This is a genomic window from Methylobacterium amylolyticum (genome assembly GCF_030700245.1).
Taxonomy (GTDB): Bacteria; Pseudomonadota; Alphaproteobacteria; order Rhizobiales; family Beijerinckiaceae; genus Methylobacterium.
Window position 1 is genome coordinate 17183 of sequence record NZ_JAUYZI010000052.1, and the last position, 19106, is coordinate 36288.

A 19106-nucleotide genomic window follows, 5' to 3' on the forward strand; every position below is an offset into this window, starting at 1 on the left:
TGAACCGATCGCTGCGCCCGCCCGTTCAGCCCGAGTGGAAGTGTCCCGGCCCATGAGCGACGCGGTACAGCCCGGACAGAAGCCCGTGATCCTCGTCGTGGAAGACCAGCCCGACGAGCGCTTCCTGGCTGCGACCCTGCTGGAGGATACCGGCTTCACGGTGATCGAGGCCGAGACCGCCGACCGCGCGCTCGCCATCTTGAACGACCGGGGCGACGAGGTCAGCGTCGTGTTCTCCGACGTGCGCACGCCCGGTCCGATCGGCGGGTTCGAACTCGCGCGCATCATCGGCGTGACCTGGCCGCGGGTGCGCGTGCTGCTCACCTCCGGCGACGCGGGCGACCAGCCGAGCGACCTGCGGGTGTCGGCGACCTTCATTCCCAAGCCCTGGCGGGCGGAGGACATCCTGGCCTGGGTCGAGCAGGCGGCGGGCCGGCCGGGCGGCGACGGGCCGGCGATGATCGGCCCCGGCGGCAAGCTGGTCCCGCAGACGTGATGGCGAGGCCCGGAAACGGGCCGGGCGCGGCGCGTTGACGCGGGTCCGGGCGCTGGCGCGCCGGATCCCGCCGCTCGAACCGCTCCGCACGCCGCCATGAAGATCGTCGCCGACAACCTCGCCGATTCGCACCGGCGCCCCGGAGCGGCCGGGACGCCGGATAACGCTCTGGTCGACGCGATCGGCGACGCCCTGCGCGCCCGCTACGGCGACGAGGCGGCCGACCTGCCGGACGTGCTCCTCGCCCTGGCGTGCCAGCTCGACGGCCCGGCGTCCCCGGACGGCGAGACCGACTGAACGGCGAGACCGACTGAACGGCGATCCGGCTCAGCGGTCGGCCTTCTCGCCGGAGGTGGTCAGCTCGACGTAGCGCCGCGTCGTCGGCCCGATCAGCTCGCGCACCGCCTGCGCCATCGCCTGCTCCTCCCGCAGCGATTGCTGGAACGCGGTCGCGTGCGCCTGCTGCCCGGCCGCCTCGCCGATGGTCAGCAGCGATTCGTAGGCGGCGATCTCGAAGTTCTCGAAGGCGTGGTTGGCATAAGCGTTCTTCAGGATCTCGTCCTGCGCCGGGGTGTGGCCGAGCGCCATCATGTTGCCGACGAAGCCGAGGAACCCCTCCTTGATCACGGACGGGCTGTCGCCGAGGCCCTGGAGCGCCTCCTCCAGCCGGTCGCGCTGGCCGTGCGTCTCCTGGATGTGGCGGCGCAGGGCCTGCTCCATCTCCGGGTAGCGTTGCAGCCGCTCCACCTGCCGCTCCATGATCTGGAGCGCCTGCATCTCCAGGGCGTGGGTGTTCTTGAGGGCGGTGACGTAGATGTCGCGCGTGTCCACGGGGTTCTCCTCGTCGGATGGGTCGGGCGCAGGCGCGCGGGGCGAGCCTGCCGGTCTGCCAGAAAACCCCCCCGGCGCACCGCCAAGTTCCCCGTGAGCGCCCTGCCGAGGTCCGCCTCGGCGGGGAGCCTTGAGGCCCGTGCCGGATCCTCCCGTGCGCGGGATGGCGGTCGCATCGCCAAGGGCGCCGAATCTGCTATGGAACGGCCTCCGGCGCCGGTCCGGTCAGCCTTCTCACGTCGAGCCCGTCATGCGTCTCCCAGCCCTCCGCGGCCCGCGCCCCGCGAGCCTCGCCTCAGGGGCGCTCACCGTGGGGATGCTGATCCTCGGCGCGCTGAGCCTAAGCACGCTCGCGGCCCGGGCCGCGACGCCGCCGGTGCAGCCCGCCGACGGGCCCGGCGGGGCGGGCGACCGCAAGGCCACGATCGTCAAGCGGGCGCTCGGGCGCCCGAGCGCGCTGACCTACGCCTTCTACGCCTCCGGCCCCGCACCCGCCTCCGGCCGGCCGACGGTGGTGTTCCTGCACGGCTGGGGGGCCACCAACCCGCAGAGCTACGGCGCCTGGATCGATCATCTCGTCCGGCAGGGATGGCTGGTGCTGTTCCCGCGCTTCCAGGAACCGAACCGGACCCGGCCCGCCGACGCGCCGAAGATCGCCGACGACCTCGTCAAGGCGGCGCTCGCCGAGCTGGCGGGGGATTCCGAGGCCCGGCCCGACCGGACCCGCTTCGCGCTGATCGGCCACCTCGCGGGCGCGCCGCTCGCCCTGGACATGGCCGCGGGCGCGAAGGCCCAGGACCTGCCGGTGCCGAAGCTCGTCTTCGCGGCCGTGCCCGGCGGCATCGCCAGCGGGCCGAAATCGCGCGGCATCCCGCTCGCCGATCTCGGCACGATCGACCCGGGCACCCTGCTCGTGGCGATGGTCGGCGACAAGGAGTCCCGCGCGGCCGACGCCGCCGCCAAGCGGCTCCTGCGCGAGGCCGGCGCGGTGCCCACCGACCGCAAGCTGTTCGTGCGGGCGCTGTCGGACGATCACGGCTTCCCCGCGCTCACCGCGACGCTCGCCGCGCCGGCCGGGGTCGACGCGGCCTACGACGGCGGCGCGATCAAGCCCCCGGCCGAGCCGAAGGACGCGCCCAAGCCGCCGCCGTTCCGCTGGTCGGCCGACATGTCGCTCTCGGGCGAGCAGCAGACGCTGGTCTCGCAGATCAACGCCGCCCGGGTCGACGCCACCGACTATCTCGGGTTCTGGAAGACCTTCGACCTCGCCGCCGCCGCCGCGTTCGCCGGCGCCGACGCGGCCTCCCTGAAGAACAACCCCCGCCTCGCCGACATGGAGCGGTGGAGCGACGGCTGGCCGGTCAAGCGCCTGTCGGTCGAGGTGCCTCGGGCCGCACCCGCCGCCCAGAACGCCCCGCCGACGCCGGCCCGGCGCTGATCGGGGCGCATGGGGAACGGATCGTCCGACACCCGGGAGGCGCGGCCGCTGGACCCTGGCGCGTAGATTGCTAAGCTTCCCCCGCCACACGCGGAACGGGAAGCCATGCCCGAATTCGTCGCCACCCTGCTCGCCGCCGCCGCCTTCTGCCTCGCGCTGATCGCCCTGAACGCGCTGACCCGCCTGCTGATCCAGTCGCACCTCGCCCCGCCGGATCTCGGCGAGAGCGGCTTCCTCCAGATCGGCACGGCCCTGGTCGCCGCCCGCGTCGCCTACCGGCGGGCGCCGCAGCGCCGCCCGGGCTGAGGGCGCGCGCTGGCCGGCCCGGTCGTCCAACAGTGCTCCGAACTCGGATGAACGTGACACATCCGCAGCGTGTTTGTCGCCGGTTCTGACACGCACGCCGTCATCCCGGGGCGCCGGAGGCGAGCCCGGGATCCAGAAACGCCGACGACAGCCATGCCCGGCACGCCCTGTGGTTCTGGATTCCGGGCTCCGCTGCGCGGCCCCGGAATGACGGTGGTGGTGGATCGCAGCCGAGGTGACCCGGCGTTAACCCGAGTTCGGAGCCCTGGGTCGTCCAACGGGCCGGTTGCCATGCCATCTTGGCGTGGGCACCGTTCGATACCGTTGTACAGTGTGGGCGCGGATCGCGCCTCTGCCCCCGCCATCGATACCCGTGGCGGCCTCGCGCGCCTGAAGGGTTCGGATCTCCGGATCCGGATCACGGAATCGAAGCGCACCTTCGCCTCCCGCTCGGTTGAGGCCGGTGGGGAAGCGCAGTGGACGGCCATATCGGCCACCCTTATCCTGCGGCTACCTCGCTCAGGTCTGGGGTGGAAGATGGCCACGGCACAGCGACGGACGACGGGCTCGAGCACGCGGCGCGTGCTCGTCAGCAACGCGGTGGCGAACATGGTTTCGTCGCTACACCCGTCCAGCAAGACGGAGGCGGCCGCCGCGCTGGCGGCGATCAAGGCGAGCGTGCTCGACCCCGCACGAGCGGAGAGGATCGTCGGCGTCGACAACGCCTTCGTTGCGCGGGCAGGCGACCTGCGCGTCGTCTTCAAGAGCGAGGGCGATTCCGTGGTCATCACCTCGATCGTCGCGCACGGCTGATGGCGAGGCGGCATTTCGACGGACATACGTTCTGTCTGGCGGATGCCGAAGCTGAACTGGCCGAATTCAAGACGCTCCTCGACACCAATGCCGATCTCGCCGAGCGCTCTCAGGTGCTCGCCAGCTTCAAGCGGTGGTCCAATCTCTGCGCGATGATGGGACAGTACAACGCCCGCCTCGGTATCGGCGACCTGATCAGGCGCGAGTTTCGAATCCTCCCTCACTTTCGGACCGATCTGACCGTCCGGCGCGCTGGCACCGACAACATCTGCCTGATCGAGTTCGAGGGGGCATCCGACCGCCACATCTTCGAGGATGGCGAGCGCGGGATCGATACTTGGTCGCGCGCCTTCGAGAAGGGATTCAGCCAGATCGTCGATTGGACTTGGGCGCTGGATCACTACCGCAGGACCGGCGATTATGTGGACGCCTTCGGCGGTGAGCGGCCCAATATCGTGGGCGTCCTCGTCATCGGACGCTCGACCTCGCTGTCGACGACGGTCCGCAGAGACCGCTGGGAGTGGCGGCGGAACAAGGTGAAGGCCGACAGCTTCACGCTGACCCTCGTGACGTTCGACGAGCTCTACCGCGACTTCGAGACCTGGCTCGGCCTCAGGAAGATGGATCACGCGGCATCCTGACCGGGGCTGCCGACCGGCTCGCCCTTTCCGTGCCGTTTCCGGTTACCGCTGCGCCGTCGGCGCGAGCGACGGCGAACCCGCCTTCGCCCGCGTGCCGTCCGGATCACCGCAGAAAATCGCCGAAGGCGCGCGGCCCGTTGCCGACCGGGATCTCCGACACCGTCTTGAGCGTGCGCGCGTCGATCACCGTCAGCGCGTTGTCGCCCCAGTCGGCGACGTAGAGGCGGCCGGTCTCGGGGTCGGCGGCGATGCCCTCGGGGTGGTCGCCGACCTCGATCTCGGCCAGCGGCTTCAGGGTGGCGAGGTCGAAGGCCGTGACGCTGTTGGCGTACTGGTTGGTGACGAAGCCGCGGCCCGCCGCCAGGGCGACGACGTAGGGCCGCCGCCCGGTCGGCACCCGGCCGATCTCGCGGGCGGTCGTCAGGTCGATCACCGACACGTCGTCGCCCGTGACGTTGGCGGTGTAGGCGCGGCCCGCGGCGGGATCGAGCGTGATGCCGAACGGGTGCTGGCCGACCGGGATCACCGCGGTCTCGCGCCGGGCCCGCGCGTCCACCACCGAGACCGTGTCGGCCTCGCGGTTGGCGACGTAGAGGGTGGCGCCGTCCGGGCTCACGGCGATGCCCGACGGCGAGGCGCCGACCGCGATCTCCCCATCCAGGGCCAGCGCGCCGTCGCGCTCGACCAGCACGAACAGGCGCGTCCCGTACCAGTCGGCCACGTAGACCGTGCCGCCGCGCGGGTCGGCGGCGATGCCGAGCGGGCCGCCGGGCAGCGGCACCTCGGCGGTGACGCGGCCGGCGTCGAGGTCGATCACCGCGAGCCCGTGCCCCTCCGGCCGGGTGACGTAGGCGCGCCTGCGATCCGGCGACAGGGCGATCCCCGCGGGCGCGCCGTCGACGGGGATGCGCCGGGCGACCGTGCGGGTCGCGAGGTCCACCACCTCGACGGCGTTGCCGAGCTGAACGGTGACCACCGCCTCCCGCGCCGGCTCGGCGCGGGCGCTCGCGACCGGCAGGAGGCTGGCGGCCAGCAGGAGGCTGGCGGCCAGCAGGAGGCCGGCGGCGCGCGCCGCCGGACCCCGCGCGCGGATCACGAGCCTTTCTCGACCTTGGCCTTCAGGTTCTCCAGGCTCTGCTTCATCCAGGCCTTGACGGCCTTCTCGGAATTCTCGTCGTTCAGCTCGGCCGGCGGGTCGTTGTTCATATAGCCGCGGTAGAACGCCGCCTTCCACTCGACCTTCGACTTGGCGTCGCCCTGCGGCTCGACCGTGATCGTGCCGGAATAGTCGTTGGCCGGCAGGTCCTTCACGTCGACTTTGTCGATGTAGAACATGAACAGGCGGTCGTCCGGCTTGTACTTGCCGCCGGTCTGCACCATCGTGTTGCCGCTCTTGAGCGTCAGGGTGCGCTTGGACTTGGCCGGGTCGTCCCCTTGCGTCTCGGTCTTGGTGACGCCCTGCATCCAGCCGGCGTCCTTCCAGTCGGCGGCGACCTTGAAGACCTTGTCGGCCGGCGCGTTGATCTCGATCGACTCCGCGGTCTTGCGCCGGGTCGGCCCGTGGGCCTGGGCCGTGACGGCCACCAGAGCGGCCATCGCCGCCGTGGCCAGGGTGATTTTCTTCATCTTCTGTCCTCTCCTGCCGCGCTCAGCGGTCCTCCCGGCCGAAGATCCGGGCCTCGGGCCCGAGAGCCGCGGCGACCTTGTCCTCGATCCAGCCCCAGGCCTCGCGCTCGCGCGGACCGGCGGTCTTGGCGACCGCGATGGCGAGGTAGGCCATCTCCGTCAACACCTTCGCGGGCTCCAGCATGTGGAGCCGCGTGGACAGGATCGCCGCCTCCAGCACCGCGCCTTGCGCGCGGTTGTAGCCGATGAACGGCGCGTGCGCGGCCACGTGCCGCGTCCGGCCGCGGAAGCGCGGGCGGGTTGCGTCTTCTTCCACCGCGGCGACCTCGTACTCGGCGTGGCCGAAGCTGTCGGCGAGCCGCCGTCCGGGGATCGCGTCGCAGGGCAGCGTCGGCCAGTCGCGCCGGCCGGTAACGGCGCCCGCGATCACCCGCACGTCGCGGGGGCTCGACGCGGCGAAGTAGGGGCTGGCTTCGAGATTGCGGATCGTCGGCGAGGGCCGGAACGGGGCGAGCACGGTGGCGTCGTCCTCGGCGATCAGCCCGAAGGGCACGAGGTGCAATTCGCCCTCCGGCGACAGCGTCGTGACGATCGTCTCCAGGATCAGCGGCATTTTCTCTACGACTCGTCCGACGGCACCAGCCGCCCGCACACGATCTTTTTTGACTTCGGCGGCGGCTCGGCGGGTGCCTCGGCGCGTACCTCGGGCTCCGAGAGTGTCTCCGGCGGCGCGGCGTCCGCCTCCGGCCGCGTCAGCCGGGCATCGCGGGTGCCGGGCGGCGGCGCGTCGGGGCCGGAATGCCGGGTGTGGCCGGCCTTCTTGAAGGCCGTGGCGTCCTCGACCTCCGCGTCGGCGGAGGCGCCCCAGTCGAGGGGCTCGTCCTGCACGTAGCGCTTGCCGAGCCGCCACGCGGTCTCGGCCTTGGCGAGTTCGGCGCCGAGGTAGAAAGCGTGGGCGCCGTCGCTCGCGACATCCAGCTCCGGGAAGAAGGCCATCGCGTCGGTCCCGACCCGGTGGATGTCGCGGTTGTAGACGTGGATCCCGTCCGCGGCGACCGCGATCCGGAAGTTCGGGTCGCGCACCTCGGCCGCCGCCTGCGCCACCTCCTCCGGGCTCTGCACGTAGGGCCGCTTGTCGTGGAGACCCAGCAAGGCCCGGCCGTAGCCCTTGGGCAGGGCCGCGTCCTCGCGGGCGGCGTACATCACGCGGCGCGCCGCGTCGTGCTCCTCGATCGTGCGGCGGGTGTGGTTCGAGACCTGCACGATCAGCACGCTGCGGATCGCCAGCTCCGAGCACATCCCCACCAGCAGCGCGGTAACGCCGAGGCTGTCGGCCTCGGTCAACTCGGTGAGGTTGCCGGTGCCCATCATCATCTCGATGTCGGGCCAGCGGGCGCGGGTGTCGCGGTAGCGCGCGATCGAATCGACCAGCCCGTGGTGGATCGGCTCCAGGATCGGGTCGGCCAGGAACGGCCGGCCGGCGTCGCGCATCCGCGCGATCGCCCGGTCGAGGGAGGGCAGGTCGTCCGGGCGCATCGGCACCAGCACCGGCACGGCGTCGGTCTCGAAGGCGAGGTCCAGGGTCTCCTCGTTGAGGCTCAGGAGATAGTCGGCCCCGGCCCGCGCGCCCCGGGTCAGCTCGTCGATCGAGAAGGAATCGACGCTCACCGTGAGCCCCGCGCCCTTCAGCGCGGCCACCGCCTCCTCCAGATGCGGGAACGGCGTGTCGGGCAGGCCGCCGAGGTCGATCACGTCGGCGCCGCGGCGGGCGAGGTCGCGCCCCTTCGCCAGGATCTCCGCGACCGTCATCTTCGAGGCGTCGACGATCTCGGAGAAGATTTTTATGTCCTGCCGGGACAGGTCGAGCTTGCGCCCCGCGAGCCCGAGCCAGGCCGGCAGGTCGACGATCTCGTCGGGGCCGCGCTCGACCGGCAGCCCGAAATGATTGGCGAGCGCCTCCGGGTTAGCCCGGCAGCGGCCGGGCAGGACGATCCGCGTCGCCCCCTCGGGGATCTCGACCCGGCGGCGGATGATCTCCTCGGTCATCAGCGCCGCGACCTTCACCCCCGCGTCGGCGATGCTCCACCGGAACCGGTCCGCCGGCAGGCCGGCCAGCGTCTTCTCCAGCCGCGCCCGGGCGAGCCGGCCGGTGACGAAGACGATGTGCTCAGGGATGCTCACGCCGCCGCCCGCCGGACGACCGGCACCGGGCCGCCCGGGCCCCACACGGCGATGTCGCCGGCGAAGCGGGCGGCGAAGGCGGGGAAGGCCGCGTCCACGAGGCCGGCGCGGGCGAGCCCGGCGGGGTCGAGGCCGGGCGCGGCATCCGTGGATTTCACCAGCACGCAGGTCCGGGCGCCGATCCGCGCGGCGAGCCACACGGCGAGGCTGTCCGAGGTGACGGCCCAGGATTCCGCGATGTCCGGGTGGCCGGGGCGGAGCAGGACCGGGTCCCACACGGCAGCCGCCGCGCTCCCTCCCCCCTCTGCGGGGGGACGGGAGGCGTCGGCCCTGGGCGCGACCGTCACCGTGAGCCGCGGCTCGAGACCACAAAAAAGATCCGCCATCCGGCCCATCGCGTCGAGGGCCCGGCGGTGCGCCTCGGCGTCCGAAAACCCCTCCGCCACCTGGGCCGCCCGCACCGCGTCGGCGAAGGCGCCGCCGCCCGGCACGATCACGCACGGCCCGTGCGCGCCGTCGGCGAGTGCGGTCAGCAGGGCGCGCAGCCGGTCCGGATCCGCCGCGAGGCTGCCGCCGATCTTGACGACCGCCGTCACGCCGCGTCCCGCGCGCCGGGCCGCAGGGCCCGGGCGGCCTCGGCGACCCGCAGCGGGTCGATGCCGTTGCGCCGGTCGAGGTCGCGGCACAGGCCGCCGCGGAAGCCGAGATAGTCGGGGCGGTGCGCCGTCAGGGCCGGGATGTCGGAGACCCGCAGGGAGCCGGCGAGCCCGCTCATCAGCCCGTGCGCCCGGCAGGCGGCGGTGAAGGTGCCGAGGCGGTGCGGCTCGGCGAGGTCGGTCAGCCGCACCCCGGCCTTGCCCGCGGTGTCGATCATCGCGCCCCGGAACCCCGCGGCGGCGAGGACGCCGACCAGCTCCGGGCCCGGCTCGTCCTCGGCGAACAGCACGGCGATGAGGCGCCCGGGCGCCGCCGCCGCCGCGCGGGCGAGCGCCGCCGCGTCCCCCCAGAGGCCGGGAAGAAGCCCGACCTTGACCCAGTCGACGCCGGTGGCGGCCATCGCCGCGATACCCCGGGGCCCGTCCGCCACGGCGCTCGTCCGCGCCCCGCCTTCCGCGCGAATCCGGGCGACGATCTCGCGAACGCGCGCCGCGTCGAGAGCGCCGAGCGCGCCGCGATCCGGATCCTTGGCGTCGATCAGGTCGGCGCCCGCGAGCCGCGCAGCCTCCGCCTCGGCCGGATCGCGCACGCTGACGAGGAGGCGCGCGAGCGGGGCATCGAGCGGGGGATGGAGCAGACCGGAATCGGGGAACGCGGACACGGGGTTGCGCACTCGGTGTGACGATCGGAGGCGATCAGGACTTGCCGGGCAGCGGCTCGGCCAGCAAGCGGTTCTTGACCACCCAACGCATCGCGTGCGCCCAGGTGTCGTCGGTGTCGGCGCGGATCGTCACCTGCCCACCGCGCACCACCTTGCCGCTGCCGGCCTCGGCGATCACGACGCTGAGGTTGAAGATCTGATTCGCGCCGCGCTCCACATAGCCGGTCACGGCGAGGTTCGCACCCAGGCCCTTGGCGATGTCGTTCGCGCAGCCGTTGCACTTGTAGAGCGGGCCCTCCTTGTCGATCTGCGCCGCCGCCGGGGCGGTGTCGACGAGGGTGAGGCCGCCCTTGTCCTTGAGGCTGGTGCGCAGTTCCTCGGTGACGAGGGCGAGCTTCTTCGCGTCCGCGGGCCGGGTGCGGCTGCCGTAGCTCGCGGCCGGATCGAACATCTCGACGGGGAACACCGCCGCCGTCTCGGCCGCGGCGGCCGGGCCGGCGAGCGCGCTGAGCGCCAGCAGGACCAGGGCCGGCAGGACCAGGGCGGCGCGGCCGGGATGGGATGGGGCGCGGGCGTGCATGGCGATCCTTCCAGCGTTCCTCCCCGGCCTCGGGGCCGGGCTCTCGCGCGCATAGGTCGTGCGGCAGGACATATTGGCAATGGACGGGGCCATCGCCCCGCCCCACGTGGGGCCTGGCGACCGGGCCGGGCGTTGCACCCGGGGCGCAAGCTGTGAGAAGCCGCGCGCATGCACGATCCTGCACGAGATGCCGTCGCCGCGCGCCTGGTGGAGCGGCCAGGACGCCCCCGGTTCCGCGGCGCGCTCGCCCTCGGCCTCCTCCTCGCCCTGGTCGGGCCCGGCCGCGCGCAGGAGCCCGCGGCCCCGCCGCCCGAGACGCCCAAGCCCGCCGAGACCCAGATCGGCCTGATCTACCGGCCGCAGCCGGCGCCGTCCTCCTACGACGCCGAGGCGCCGCCGGAGGACGAGGGGCTGGCCGGCGCCAAGATGGCGATCGCCGACAACAACACCACCGGCCGCTTCACCAAGCAGAGCTACGTCCTCGACGCGCGGGCGCTCGGCGAGGGCAGCCCCGGCGCGGTCGAGGCGGCCAAGGACCTCGTGGGCAAGGGGGTGCGCTACCTCGTCCTGGCGCTGCCCGCCGACGAGGTGCTGGCGGTGGCCGACGCGGTGAAGGGCTCGGGCGCGGCGGTGTTCAACGCCGGCGCCCCCGACGACCGCCTGCGCGGGGCCGATTGCCGCGCCAACGTCTACCACGTGCTGCCCTCGCGGGCGATGCTGACCGATGCCCTGTCGCAGTACCTCGCGGTGATGCGCTGGCGGAAGATCTTTCTGATCGTCGGCCCGACCGACGCCGACAAGGCCTACGCCGACGCCGTGCGGAACTCGGCGAAGAAATTCGCCCTGAAGATCACAGCCGAGAAGCCCTGGACCTTCGGGCCGCTGGCCAAGGCGCGGGGCGACACGCCGACCCGGGCGGAGGCGATGGTGTTCACCCGGGGCGTCGACTACGACATGGCGGTGGTGGCCGACGAGGAGGGCGACTGGGGCGATTACGTGCCCTACCGCACCGTCGACCCGCGGCCGGTGGGCGGCACCCAGGCGCTGACCCCGACCACGTGGTCGCCCGTGCTGGAGACCTGGGGCGCGGCGCAGGCGCAGAACCGCTTCCGCCGCCTCGCGGGCCGGCTGATGCGCCCGCTCGACTATCAGGTCTGGATGGCGGTCCGCACGGTCGGCGACGCGGCCACCGCCAAGAAGACCTCGGACCCGGCCGTCCTCGTCCCCTACCTGACCGACCCGGCCTTCGGCCTCCCGGCCTACAAGGGCGTCTCGCTCAGCTTCCGCCCCTGGGACCACCAGATGCGCCAGCCGGTGATCGTGGTGCAGCCCAAGGCCCTGGTCTCGGTGGCGCCGGAGCAGGGCTTCCTGCACCAGCGCACCCCGCTCGACACGCTCGGCGTCGACCAGCCGGAGACGACGTGCAGGTTCAAGTGAGGCTGCGGCGATCGGCAGGCGGTCACGGCCTCGCAACGCGCGGGCGACGCACTACAATCGGCGCCGGGAAGCGTCCCGCGGGAACGCCGGGACAAGGGCGCCCACGGGGCCGCCAGGGAGGGGAACGGATGAGCCGCCGGGTCGAGGCAGGTTGGGTTGCGGTCGCCGTCGCGGCCTGGATCGCGGGCGGCGGCGAGGCCGCGGCGTTCACCGCCTACGTCACCAACGAGAAGGGCAACTCGGTCAGCGTCATCGACACCGACACGCTGGCCGTGACCGCGACCTGGAAGGTCGGCCGGCGCCCGCGCGGGGTCACCGTCTCGAAGGACGGCAAGGAGCTGTTCGTCTGCGCCAGCGACGACGACCGCATCGACGTGGTCGACACCGCCACCGGCAAGGTGGTCCGCTCGCTGCGCTCGGGCCCCGACCCGGAGCAGTTCATCCTCGACCCCTCCGGCAACCCGCTTTACGTCGCCAACGAGGACGACAGCCAGGTCACGATCATCGACATCGAGAAGAACAAGGTCCTGGCCGAGGTGCCCGTGGGCGTCGAGCCGGAGGGCATGGGCCTCTCCCCGGACGGGAAGATCCTGGTCAACACGTCCGAGACCACCAACATGGCGCACTTCATCGACACCAAGACCTTCCAGGTGATCGACAACGTGCTGGTGGATGCGCGCCCCCGGTTCGCCGAGTTCTCCGGCGACGGCAAGGTCCTGTGGGTCTCGGCGGAGGTCGGCGGCACGGTCAGCGTCATCGACGTGGCGAGCCGTCGGGTGATCAAGAAGATCACCTTCAAGATCCCGGGGGTGAACGACGAGGCGATCCAGCCGGTCGGCGTGCGCCTGACCAAGGACGGATCGAAGGCGTTCATCGCCCTGGGGCCGGCCAACCGTGTGGCGGTGGTCGATGCCAAGACCTACGCGGTGGAGAAGTACCTGCCGGTGGGCCAGCGCGTCTGGCAGCTCGCCTTCACGCCGGACCAGAAGTACCTGTTCACCACCAACGGCACCTCGAACGACGTCTCGGTCGTCGACGTGGCCGCCGAGAAGGTGATCAAGAGCATCCCGGTCGGCCTGCTGCCCTGGGGCGTGGCGATCTCCTCGAAATAGTCTGTCGGACCCGTCCGAGGACGCGCGCCGGTCACGGCGGCGGAAGAGTGGAAAGCGGCATGACACGATTCCCGACCGGTGCAGCCCTCGGCCTCGCCGCCCTCGTCGCGGCGGGGCCGGCGCTCGCCCTCGACCTGACGAAGAAGCGCGAGAACCTGCCCGATCTCGTCCTCGGCAACGATCAGGGCAACGACTTCGCGGTCGAGAACAAGGACATCACCCTCGAATCGGGCAAGGCCTACCGGCTGCGGATCGTCGCCAAGGGCGGGCAGGAGTACAAGTTCTACGCGCCCGAGTTCTTCCGCTACATCTGGCTCAACCAGATCGTCATCGAGCACAAGGAGATCCACGGCGGCGGCCCGCCCGACCACCTGGAGTTCGACGAGCCCGGCGAGATCGCGGTGGAGTTCGTGGCGATCAAGCCCGGCACCTACACCTGGGCGGCCCGCGGCCTGGAGGCCAAGGGCATGACCGGCACCCTGACGGTGAAGTGATGGGCGCCTGTTTCAGCCACACCGCTCTCCCTCCCCCCTCTGCGGGGGAGGGTCCCCTGCGCAGCAGGGGGGGAGGGGGGCAGCGCGACGCTGGAGGAGGTGGCGCCCGTCGCGCGCTGTCCGGACACGGCGCTCCCCTCTCCCGACCCGCTTCGCAGGCCACCCTCCCCCGCTCGACGTTGGGCTTGCCCGACTTCGGCAGGAGGCGCGCAGATCTCGGGCAAGCCCGAGATCTGTCGGGGGGGAGGGGGATCGCGGCGGCACTCGCGACCGTTCTGATCGCGACGCCCGCGCTGGCCGCCGACGACGCCTCGTCCTGCGCCGAGGGGATCACGATGATCCGCGACGCGCTGGCCTCGAACCCGCCGGAATCCGCGATTCCCAAACTCAACAAGAGCCTGCGGGTGGCCGAGCGCGAGCAGCGCGAGGGCGAGTTCGACGAGTGCCTCGACGCGGTCGCCGACGCCCGCAAGGCGCTCGGCCGATGAGCGGCGCGGCCCCCGCCCTGGAGGTCGCGGGCGTCGGCCACCGGTTCGGGGCGCGCGCCGCGCTGGCCGACGTGTCGATGCGCGTCGAGCGCGGGCGCTTCGCGGCGCTGCTCGGCCCGAACGGGGCGGGCAAGACCACGCTGTTCTCGGTGATCACCCGCCTCTACGACAACCGGCAGGGCCGGGTGGCGATCTTCGGCCATCCCCTCGACCGCGAGCCCTCCCGGGCGCTGGCGCGCCTCGGCGTGGTGTTCCAGGCGCGCACCCTGGACACCGACCTGACCGTCGAGCAGAACCTCCTGTACCACGCCAATCTCCACGGCATCGCCCGCGGCGCGGCGCGCGTCCGGATCGCCGAACTGCTCGACCGGGTCGGGCTCAGTGACCGGCGGGGCGACAAGGTCCGCACCCTGTCGGGCGGCCAGTCCCGGCGCATCGAGATCGCCCGCTCGCTGGTCCACCGCCCCGAGCTGCTGCTCCTCGACGAGCCGACGGTCGGCCTCGACCTCGAATCGCGGGCCGACATCGTCGCCATCGTCCGGGCGCTGGTGCGCGACGAGGGCCTGTCGGTGCTGTGGGCGACCCACATCTTCGAGGAGATCGATCCCGCCGACGATGCGGTGGTCCTGCACCGCGGACAGGTCGTCGCGAGTGGCCGGGCGGGGGACCTCGCGCGGCCGGGCGAGACGCTGGCCGACGCCTTCCGCCGCCTCGTGGCCGACCCGGGGAGGGCGGCCGCGTGAGTTCGAGCCGGACCGTCGAGGCCGCCGCGCGGCCGGAGACCCGCCACCGCCTCGGCCGCCTCGACGCGGTCGGCTACCTGATCTGCCTCGGCGGCATCGTCCGCCGGGAGCTGCTGCGCTTCTTCAACCAGAAGGAGCGGTTCTTCTCGGCGCTGGTGCGGCCGCTGGTCTGGCTGTTCATCTTCGCCGCGGGCTTCCGCAACACGCTCGGCGTGTCGATCGAGCCGCCCTACCAGACCTACGTGCTCTACGAGGTCTACGTGGTGCCGGGCCTCGCGGTGATGATCCAGCTCTTCAACGGCATGCAGTCGTCGCTGTCGATGGTCTACGACCGCGAGGTCGGGTCGATGAAGGTGTTGCTGACCTCGCCCTACCCGCGCTGGACGCTGCTGCTCGCCAAGCTGATCGCGGGCGTCTCGGTGTCGATCGTCCAGGCCTACGCCTTCCTGGCGGTGGCGTATTTCTGGGAGAGCGACATCCCGGCCCTCGGCTACCTCGCCGCGCTGCCGGCCTTCCTCGCGTCGGGGCTGATGCTCGGGGCGATCGGCCTGTTCCTGTCCTCGCTGGTGCGGCAACTGGAGAACTTCGCCAGCGTGATGAACTTCGTGATCTTCCCGATGTTCTTCGCCTCCTCGGCGCTCTACCCGCTGTGGCGGATCCGGGAATCGTCGGAGACGCTGTACTGGATCTGCGAGCTGAACCCGTTCAGCCACGCGGTGCAGCTCGTCCGCTTCGCCCTCTACCTGCAATTCGAGCCGCTCGCTTGCGCGGTCGTCGTCGGCACCGCGCTCGCCTTCTTCGGGATGGCGGTGGTCGCCTACGATCCCGGGCGCGGCCTGATGGCCCGGCGCGGCGGCCCGGCCGGAGAGACACCGTGATGCACACCATGACCCGCACGCTTCCCCTCGCCCTCGCCGTCCCCCTCGCGCTGGGGGCGGCTCCGGCCCTCGCCCAGCCGAAGGCCGACCCGGACTGGCCCTGCGTCCAGCGCAGGGTCGCCCACCTGAGCCCCGGCCAGTTCTGGACTGGGCCGGACGTCGCCGCGGCCGCCGACTGGGGCGACGACCCGCTCGCCGCGCCGCTCGCCCAGAAGATCGCCTCCCGGCGCACCGACCTGTCCGAGGTCGACGGGCTGCTCGACGCCTACGTGGCCAAGCTCGGCGCCGACAAGGCGGCCCGGGACAAGGGGCTGACCCGCGTCTACGCGGGGGTGTTCGAGGTGCTCAACGGCGAGCGCGACAAGGTGATGAGCGGCATCGCCCGCTACGCGCAGGGCCAGCGCCGCATGGCCGAGCGCATCCGCGAGGAGGCCGACAAGATCAGCCAGACCAAGGACGCGCCGAGCGCCACCGACGCCTCGGAACTGCCCAAGGACCAGTCGGACCAGGAGAGCCGATTCGCCTGGGACCGGCGCATCTTCCAGGAGCGCAGCCAGTCGCTGACCTACGTCTGCGAGGTGCCGCAACTCCTGGAGCAGCGGCTCGGCGAGATCGCCCGGAAGATCCAGGCGCGCCTGTGAGGCATTGCCGAATCATCCCGACCGGATTTGCTTGAACGTCCTCAACTCTTTGGAAATGCTGAAAAAACTGTGACGCGTTCGCCACGCGAACCCCGATAGCGCGGTGGCGGCGCCGATTGCGGCGCGAAAGTGTCCGCCCTGCGATTGCGGCCCCCGGACCGACCCGACACACAGATCTCAAGTCCGTCGAGAAACGGACGTCGACGGGTCAAGAATAAAGAGGGGTTTGGGGATGTCGTTACGGGCGCTCAAGGGCAGCCTCGTCGCGTCGGCGTCGGTCCTGGCCGGATCGATGATCGCGCAGCCCGCGCAAGCACAGCAATCGGTGCGGCTGGACGAGATCAGCGTCGTCGCGACCTCGCCGGTCGGCGCCGGGGGCGGGATCACCAGCCGGGCGGCGAACTTCGACGGCGTGGTGCAGGCCGGGCCGGTCCTGCCCGGGCCGGTGGTGCGGCCGCGCCTGCGCGGCTCGGAGCAGCCGCTCTGGAAGATCCCGAGCACGGTCGAGACCGTCACCGCGGAGCAGATCGCGGTCGACACCGCCACGAACAGCCCGGTCTTCACCCTGGCGCGCGTGACGCCGGGCCTGAACGTCTCGGACTCGCAGGGCAACTTCAACCGGACCGACGTGACGTATCGCGGCTTCACCGCCTCGCCGGTGCAGGGCGTGCCGCAGGGGCTGGCCGTCTACCAGAACGGCGTGCGCATCAACGAGGCGTTCGGCGACATCGTCAACTTCGACCTGATCCCGCCGCAGGCGATCCAGCGCATCGACGTGGTCACCGGCAACCCGGTCTTCGGCCTGAACGCGCTCGGCGGCGCGATCAACATCCAGATGAAGAACGGCTTCACGTGGCAGGGCACCGAGATCACCGCCTACGGCGGCTCGGACGGCCGGGTCGCGGGCTACCTCGAGTACGGCAAGGTCAGCGGCCCCTGGAGCCTGTACTTCACCGGCGACGGCTTCAACGACCGCGGCTGGCGCTACGAGAGCCCGAGCACGATCGGCCGCGTCTACGGCGACATCGGCTACCGCACCCCCGACGCCGAGTTCCACCTGATCGGCCTGGCCGCCCGCAGCTTCTTCGGGGCCGCCGCCGCGACTCCGGTCGACTTCACCCGCTACGACAACCGGGCGATCTTCACCTACCCGCAGACCACCACCACCGAGGTCGGCACGCTCCAGCTCACCGGCCGGGTCGATCTCTCCCCGACCTGGGATCTGGCCGGCAACGCCTATTACCGGCGCTTCAGCCAGACCTACGTGGACGGCAACGACGGCAACTTCGAGAATTGCAGCACCCGCTCCAGCTTCCGCGGCTCGCTGTGCTTCGAGGATGACGGCTTCAGCCCGGGCGCCGGCCAGTCGCAGCTCGCCTTCCGCAACCAGTTCCTGATCCTCGACCGGCTCAACCAGAGCACGCCGTTCCGCGCGAACGTCCCCTACGGCACGCTGGACACCACCAAGACCGAAGCCGAGGGCTACGGCGGCTCGCTCCAGGCGGCCAACCGCGACCGGATCCTCGGCTTCGGCAACACCTTCGTGGTCGGCGGCAGCATCGACTCGGCCTATTACGGCTTCAAGTCGTCCTCGACGCTGGGCGTGATCAACCCGAACCTCCAGATCACCACCAACCCGATCAACCCCTATTACGGGGTGGTGCCGGGGCTCGGCGGCCAGCAGATCCGCACCGCCGGCGCGCTCGGCATCGCCCCGAGCTCGGTCAGCGGCTCGAACCTGTACATGGGCCTCTACGCCCTCGACACCCTGGACGTGACCGACGCCCTGTCGCTCACCGCGGGCGCGCGCCTGAACTTCGCGCGGATCGAGACCGAGGATCTGACCGGGTTCTCGCCGGACGTGACCGGCCGCCACTACTACAACAAGATCAACCCGGTCGCCGGCCTGACCTACCGCTTCACCCCGGCCCTGTCGCTCTACGGCAGCTACTCGGAGTCGAACCGCGCGCCGACCCCGCTCGAGCTCGCCTGCGCCAACCCCGACCGGCCCTGCCTGCTGCCGAACTCGCTGGTGGCGGACCCGCCGCTCAAGCAGGTCACCGCGCAGACCTACGAGGCGGGCTTCCGCGGCACGATGCCGGACTTCTACGACGGCGGCCTCGTCACCTGGAAGGCCGGCGTGTTCCGCACGGATCTGGCCAACGACATCATCCAGCTCGCCACCCCCGGCAACGCCGCGCGCGGCTACTTCGTGAACGTCCCGGCCACCCAGCGCCAGGGCCTCGAAGTCGGCGCCGAGTACAGCGCCGACTGGCTGCGGGTCTACGCCAACTACGCGCTGATCGACGCCACCTTCCAGTTCAACGGCACCCTGTCCTCGCCCAACAACCCGCTCGCCAACGACGGGGCGATCGAGGTCCGCCGCGGCAACCAAGTGCCGCTGGTGCCCAACCACCAGATCAAGGCCGGCTTCGACGTCTACGTCACGCCGCAATGGCGGTTCGGCCTGAACGTGGCGGCCTTCTCCTCGTCCTACTTCCGGGGCGACGAGTCGAACATCAACCGCAAGCTGCCGGCCTACTATTCCGTGAACCTCACCACGAGCTATCAGGTCACGAAGAACCTGCAGGTGTTCGGCTTCGTCACCAACCTGACCAACAACCGCTACGCCACCTTCGGCACCTTCGCCGAGACCGGGCCGGTGGCCGGCAACCTGCGGATCAACGACCCGCGCACCACGACGCTGGCCCAGCCTCTGTCGATCTACGGGGGCATCAAGTACGCCTTCGGCGCCGACCCGGTGCCGATGTCGGCGGAGCCGATCATCCGCAAGTACTGATCGCAGCCGGGACCGATCGCAGCAGCACCGGGGTTCGGGAGCCGCGCGCCGCAAGGCGCGCGGCTCCTTCCGCGTCGGCCGCGCCGCCGGTCCCGGACGGCGGCCAGACGATTTCCCTTGACTTTTTTCCTTTTACATGCTCATTGTCCTTCACCTGCCGCCCGGCGCCGAGGGAGCGATCCCAGGGGCGTCCAGCAGGGATCCGCGCTGGACTGAGCGCGGGTTTGGGCGGCGGGGCGGTGCCCGCGGGGTCAGGCTTCAGTCGGCCGGCCACCCGGGCGGC

Annotated in this window: 22 protein-coding genes; 14 read left to right on the plus strand and 8 right to left on the minus strand. The window is 71.7% G+C overall.

Annotated features, from left to right (window positions below):
- Positions 1–52: 52 nt before the first annotated feature.
- Together Q8W71_RS26550 and Q8W71_RS26555 are read left to right on the plus strand one after the other, a co-directional pair.
- Positions 53–496, plus strand: a complete 444-nt coding sequence (locus Q8W71_RS26550; protein WP_305528418.1) for a response regulator — start codon at positions 53–55, stop codon at positions 494–496.
- A 96-nt stretch (positions 497–592) separates the two neighbouring features.
- Complete coding sequence (locus Q8W71_RS26555) at positions 593–793, plus strand: hypothetical protein (RefSeq protein ID WP_305528419.1); 201 nt, start codon at positions 593–595, stop codon at positions 791–793.
- A gap of 30 nt (positions 794–823) precedes the next feature.
- Here the strand turns inward: Q8W71_RS26555 and Q8W71_RS26560 are convergent, their stop codons facing one another.
- Positions 824–1327, minus strand: a complete 504-nt coding sequence (locus tag Q8W71_RS26560; protein WP_305528420.1) for a ferritin-like domain-containing protein — start codon at positions 1325–1327, stop codon at positions 824–826.
- A 250-nt stretch (positions 1328–1577) separates the two neighbouring features.
- Here Q8W71_RS26560 and Q8W71_RS26565 point away from each other — a divergent pair, with 250 nt between their 5' ends.
- The 4 genes from Q8W71_RS26565 to Q8W71_RS26580 all read left to right on the plus strand — a co-directional run bounded on the left by Q8W71_RS26565 (position 1578) and on the right by Q8W71_RS26580 (position 4525).
- Positions 1578–2765, plus strand: a complete 1188-nt coding sequence (locus tag Q8W71_RS26565) for an alpha/beta hydrolase family protein (protein ID WP_370875548.1) — start codon at positions 1578–1580, stop codon at positions 2763–2765.
- A 105-nt stretch (positions 2766–2870) separates the two neighbouring features.
- Positions 2871–3071 carry a hypothetical protein gene (locus tag Q8W71_RS26570; RefSeq protein WP_305528421.1) on the plus strand — a complete coding sequence of 67 codons (201 nt, stop codon included), beginning with the start codon at positions 2871–2873 and terminating at the stop codon, positions 3069–3071.
- 333 nt (positions 3072–3404) lie between these two features.
- Complete coding sequence (locus tag Q8W71_RS26575) at positions 3405–3884, plus strand: hypothetical protein (RefSeq protein WP_305528422.1); 480 nt, start codon at positions 3405–3407, stop codon at positions 3882–3884.
- On the plus strand, positions 3884–4525 hold the full coding sequence (locus Q8W71_RS26580) for a Shedu immune nuclease family protein (RefSeq protein WP_305528423.1): 642 nt from the start codon (positions 3884–3886) through the stop codon (positions 4523–4525). Before Q8W71_RS26575 ends, Q8W71_RS26580 begins: the two co-directional genes overlap by 1 nt.
- A 103-nt stretch (positions 4526–4628) precedes the next feature.
- Here the strand turns inward: Q8W71_RS26580 and Q8W71_RS26585 are convergent, their stop codons facing one another.
- From Q8W71_RS26585 to Q8W71_RS26615, 7 genes are read right to left on the minus strand one after another with little or no spacing between them, the layout of a single operon-like run.
- Positions 4629–5621 (minus strand): YncE family protein, encoded by a 993-nt coding sequence (locus Q8W71_RS26585; protein ID WP_305528424.1) that lies wholly within the window; start codon positions 5619–5621, stop codon positions 4629–4631.
- On the minus strand, positions 5618–6151 hold the full coding sequence (locus Q8W71_RS26590; protein ID WP_305528425.1) for an SRPBCC family protein: 534 nt from the start codon (positions 6149–6151) through the stop codon (positions 5618–5620). The genes Q8W71_RS26585 and Q8W71_RS26590 overlap by 4 nt, the downstream gene beginning before the upstream one ends.
- A gap of 22 nt (positions 6152–6173) precedes the next feature.
- The gene (locus Q8W71_RS26595; protein WP_305528426.1) at positions 6174–6764 is read right to left on the minus strand and encodes a DUF447 domain-containing protein; all 591 of its coding nucleotides are present in this window, start codon (positions 6762–6764) and stop codon (positions 6174–6176) included.
- 5 nt (positions 6765–6769) lie between these two features.
- A complete protein-coding gene (locus Q8W71_RS26600) occupies positions 6770–8332 on the minus strand; it encodes a DUF6513 domain-containing protein (protein ID WP_305528427.1) in 1563 nt (520 codons plus the stop codon).
- On the minus strand, positions 8329–8928 hold the full coding sequence (locus Q8W71_RS26605) for an amino acid kinase family protein (RefSeq protein WP_305528428.1): 600 nt from the start codon (positions 8926–8928) through the stop codon (positions 8329–8331). The genes Q8W71_RS26600 and Q8W71_RS26605 overlap by 4 nt, the downstream gene beginning before the upstream one ends.
- Positions 8925–9650 (minus strand): (5-formylfuran-3-yl)methyl phosphate synthase, encoded by a 726-nt coding sequence (locus Q8W71_RS26610; protein ID WP_305528429.1) that lies wholly within the window; start codon positions 9648–9650, stop codon positions 8925–8927. Before Q8W71_RS26610 ends, Q8W71_RS26605 begins: the two co-directional genes overlap by 4 nt.
- A 34-nt stretch (positions 9651–9684) precedes the next feature.
- Positions 9685–10230: a DUF3280 domain-containing protein gene (locus Q8W71_RS26615; RefSeq protein ID WP_305528430.1), complete on the minus strand. Its 546-nt coding sequence runs from the start codon at positions 10228–10230 to the stop codon at positions 9685–9687.
- 168 nt (positions 10231–10398) lie between these two features.
- On the opposite strand from Q8W71_RS26615, the gene Q8W71_RS26620 reads away from it, so the two are divergent.
- The 8 genes from Q8W71_RS26620 (at position 10399) to Q8W71_RS26655 (ending at position 18823) form a co-directional block, all read left to right on the plus strand.
- On the plus strand, positions 10399–11667 hold the full coding sequence (locus Q8W71_RS26620; RefSeq protein ID WP_305528431.1) for an ABC transporter substrate-binding protein: 1269 nt from the start codon (positions 10399–10401) through the stop codon (positions 11665–11667).
- A gap of 128 nt (positions 11668–11795) precedes the next feature.
- Positions 11796–12779 (plus strand): YVTN family beta-propeller repeat protein, encoded by a 984-nt coding sequence (locus Q8W71_RS26625; protein ID WP_305528432.1) that lies wholly within the window; start codon positions 11796–11798, stop codon positions 12777–12779.
- Positions 12780–12838: 59 nt separating this feature from the next.
- Positions 12839–13273, plus strand: a complete 435-nt coding sequence (locus tag Q8W71_RS26630) for a cupredoxin domain-containing protein (RefSeq protein ID WP_305528433.1) — start codon at positions 12839–12841, stop codon at positions 13271–13273.
- A gap of 251 nt (positions 13274–13524) precedes the next feature.
- On the plus strand, positions 13525–13761 hold the full coding sequence (locus tag Q8W71_RS26635) for a hypothetical protein (RefSeq protein WP_305528438.1): 237 nt from the start codon (positions 13525–13527) through the stop codon (positions 13759–13761).
- Entirely contained in the window at positions 13758–14504 is a 747-nt protein-coding gene (locus Q8W71_RS26640; protein ID WP_305528434.1) for an ABC transporter ATP-binding protein, read from the plus strand. The genes Q8W71_RS26635 and Q8W71_RS26640 overlap by 4 nt, the downstream gene beginning before the upstream one ends.
- A complete protein-coding gene (locus Q8W71_RS26645; RefSeq protein ID WP_305528435.1) occupies positions 14501–15382 on the plus strand; it encodes an ABC transporter permease in 882 nt (293 codons plus the stop codon). Before Q8W71_RS26640 ends, Q8W71_RS26645 begins: the two co-directional genes overlap by 4 nt.
- Positions 15382–16023 (plus strand): hypothetical protein, encoded by a 642-nt coding sequence (locus Q8W71_RS26650; RefSeq protein WP_370875550.1) that lies wholly within the window; start codon positions 15382–15384, stop codon positions 16021–16023. The genes Q8W71_RS26645 and Q8W71_RS26650 overlap by 1 nt, the downstream gene beginning before the upstream one ends.
- A gap of 232 nt (positions 16024–16255) precedes the next feature.
- On the plus strand, positions 16256–18823 hold the full coding sequence (locus Q8W71_RS26655) for a TonB-dependent receptor (RefSeq protein ID WP_305528436.1): 2568 nt from the start codon (positions 16256–16258) through the stop codon (positions 18821–18823).
- Positions 18824–19106 lie beyond the last annotated feature (283 nt).

What these genes read in the sequence shown, in the direction of transcription:
- Q8W71_RS26550 (WP_305528418.1), top strand. Translation starts at nt 53, where the DNA reads ATGAGCGACGCGGTACAGCCCGGACAGAAGCCCGTGATCCTCGTCGTG.
- Q8W71_RS26555 (WP_305528419.1), top strand. Translation starts at nt 593, where the DNA reads ATGAAGATCGTCGCCGACAACCTCGCCGATTCGCACCGGCGCCCCGGA.
- Q8W71_RS26565 (WP_370875548.1), top strand. Translation starts at nt 1,578, where the DNA reads ATGCGTCTCCCAGCCCTCCGCGGCCCGCGCCCCGCGAGCCTCGCCTCA.
- Q8W71_RS26570 (WP_305528421.1), top strand. Translation starts at nt 2,871, where the DNA reads ATGCCCGAATTCGTCGCCACCCTGCTCGCCGCCGCCGCCTTCTGCCTC.
- Q8W71_RS26580 (WP_305528423.1), top strand. Translation starts at nt 3,884, where the DNA reads ATGGCGAGGCGGCATTTCGACGGACATACGTTCTGTCTGGCGGATGCC.
- Q8W71_RS26590 (WP_305528425.1), bottom strand. Translation starts at nt 6,151, where the DNA reads ATGAAGAAAATCACCCTGGCCACGGCGGCGATGGCCGCTCTGGTGGCC.
- Q8W71_RS26595 (WP_305528426.1), bottom strand. Translation starts at nt 6,764, where the DNA reads ATGCCGCTGATCCTGGAGACGATCGTCACGACGCTGTCGCCGGAGGGC.
- Q8W71_RS26615 (WP_305528430.1), bottom strand. Translation starts at nt 10,230, where the DNA reads ATGCACGCCCGCGCCCCATCCCATCCCGGCCGCGCCGCCCTGGTCCTG.
- Q8W71_RS26620 (WP_305528431.1), top strand. Translation starts at nt 10,399, where the DNA reads ATGCACGATCCTGCACGAGATGCCGTCGCCGCGCGCCTGGTGGAGCGG.
- Q8W71_RS26625 (WP_305528432.1), top strand. Translation starts at nt 11,796, where the DNA reads ATGAGCCGCCGGGTCGAGGCAGGTTGGGTTGCGGTCGCCGTCGCGGCC.
- Q8W71_RS26630 (WP_305528433.1), top strand. Translation starts at nt 12,839, where the DNA reads ATGACACGATTCCCGACCGGTGCAGCCCTCGGCCTCGCCGCCCTCGTC.
- Q8W71_RS26640 (WP_305528434.1), top strand. Translation starts at nt 13,758, where the DNA reads ATGAGCGGCGCGGCCCCCGCCCTGGAGGTCGCGGGCGTCGGCCACCGG.
- Q8W71_RS26650 (WP_370875550.1), top strand. Translation starts at nt 15,382, where the DNA reads ATGCACACCATGACCCGCACGCTTCCCCTCGCCCTCGCCGTCCCCCTC.
- Q8W71_RS26655 (WP_305528436.1), top strand. Translation starts at nt 16,256, where the DNA reads ATGTCGTTACGGGCGCTCAAGGGCAGCCTCGTCGCGTCGGCGTCGGTC.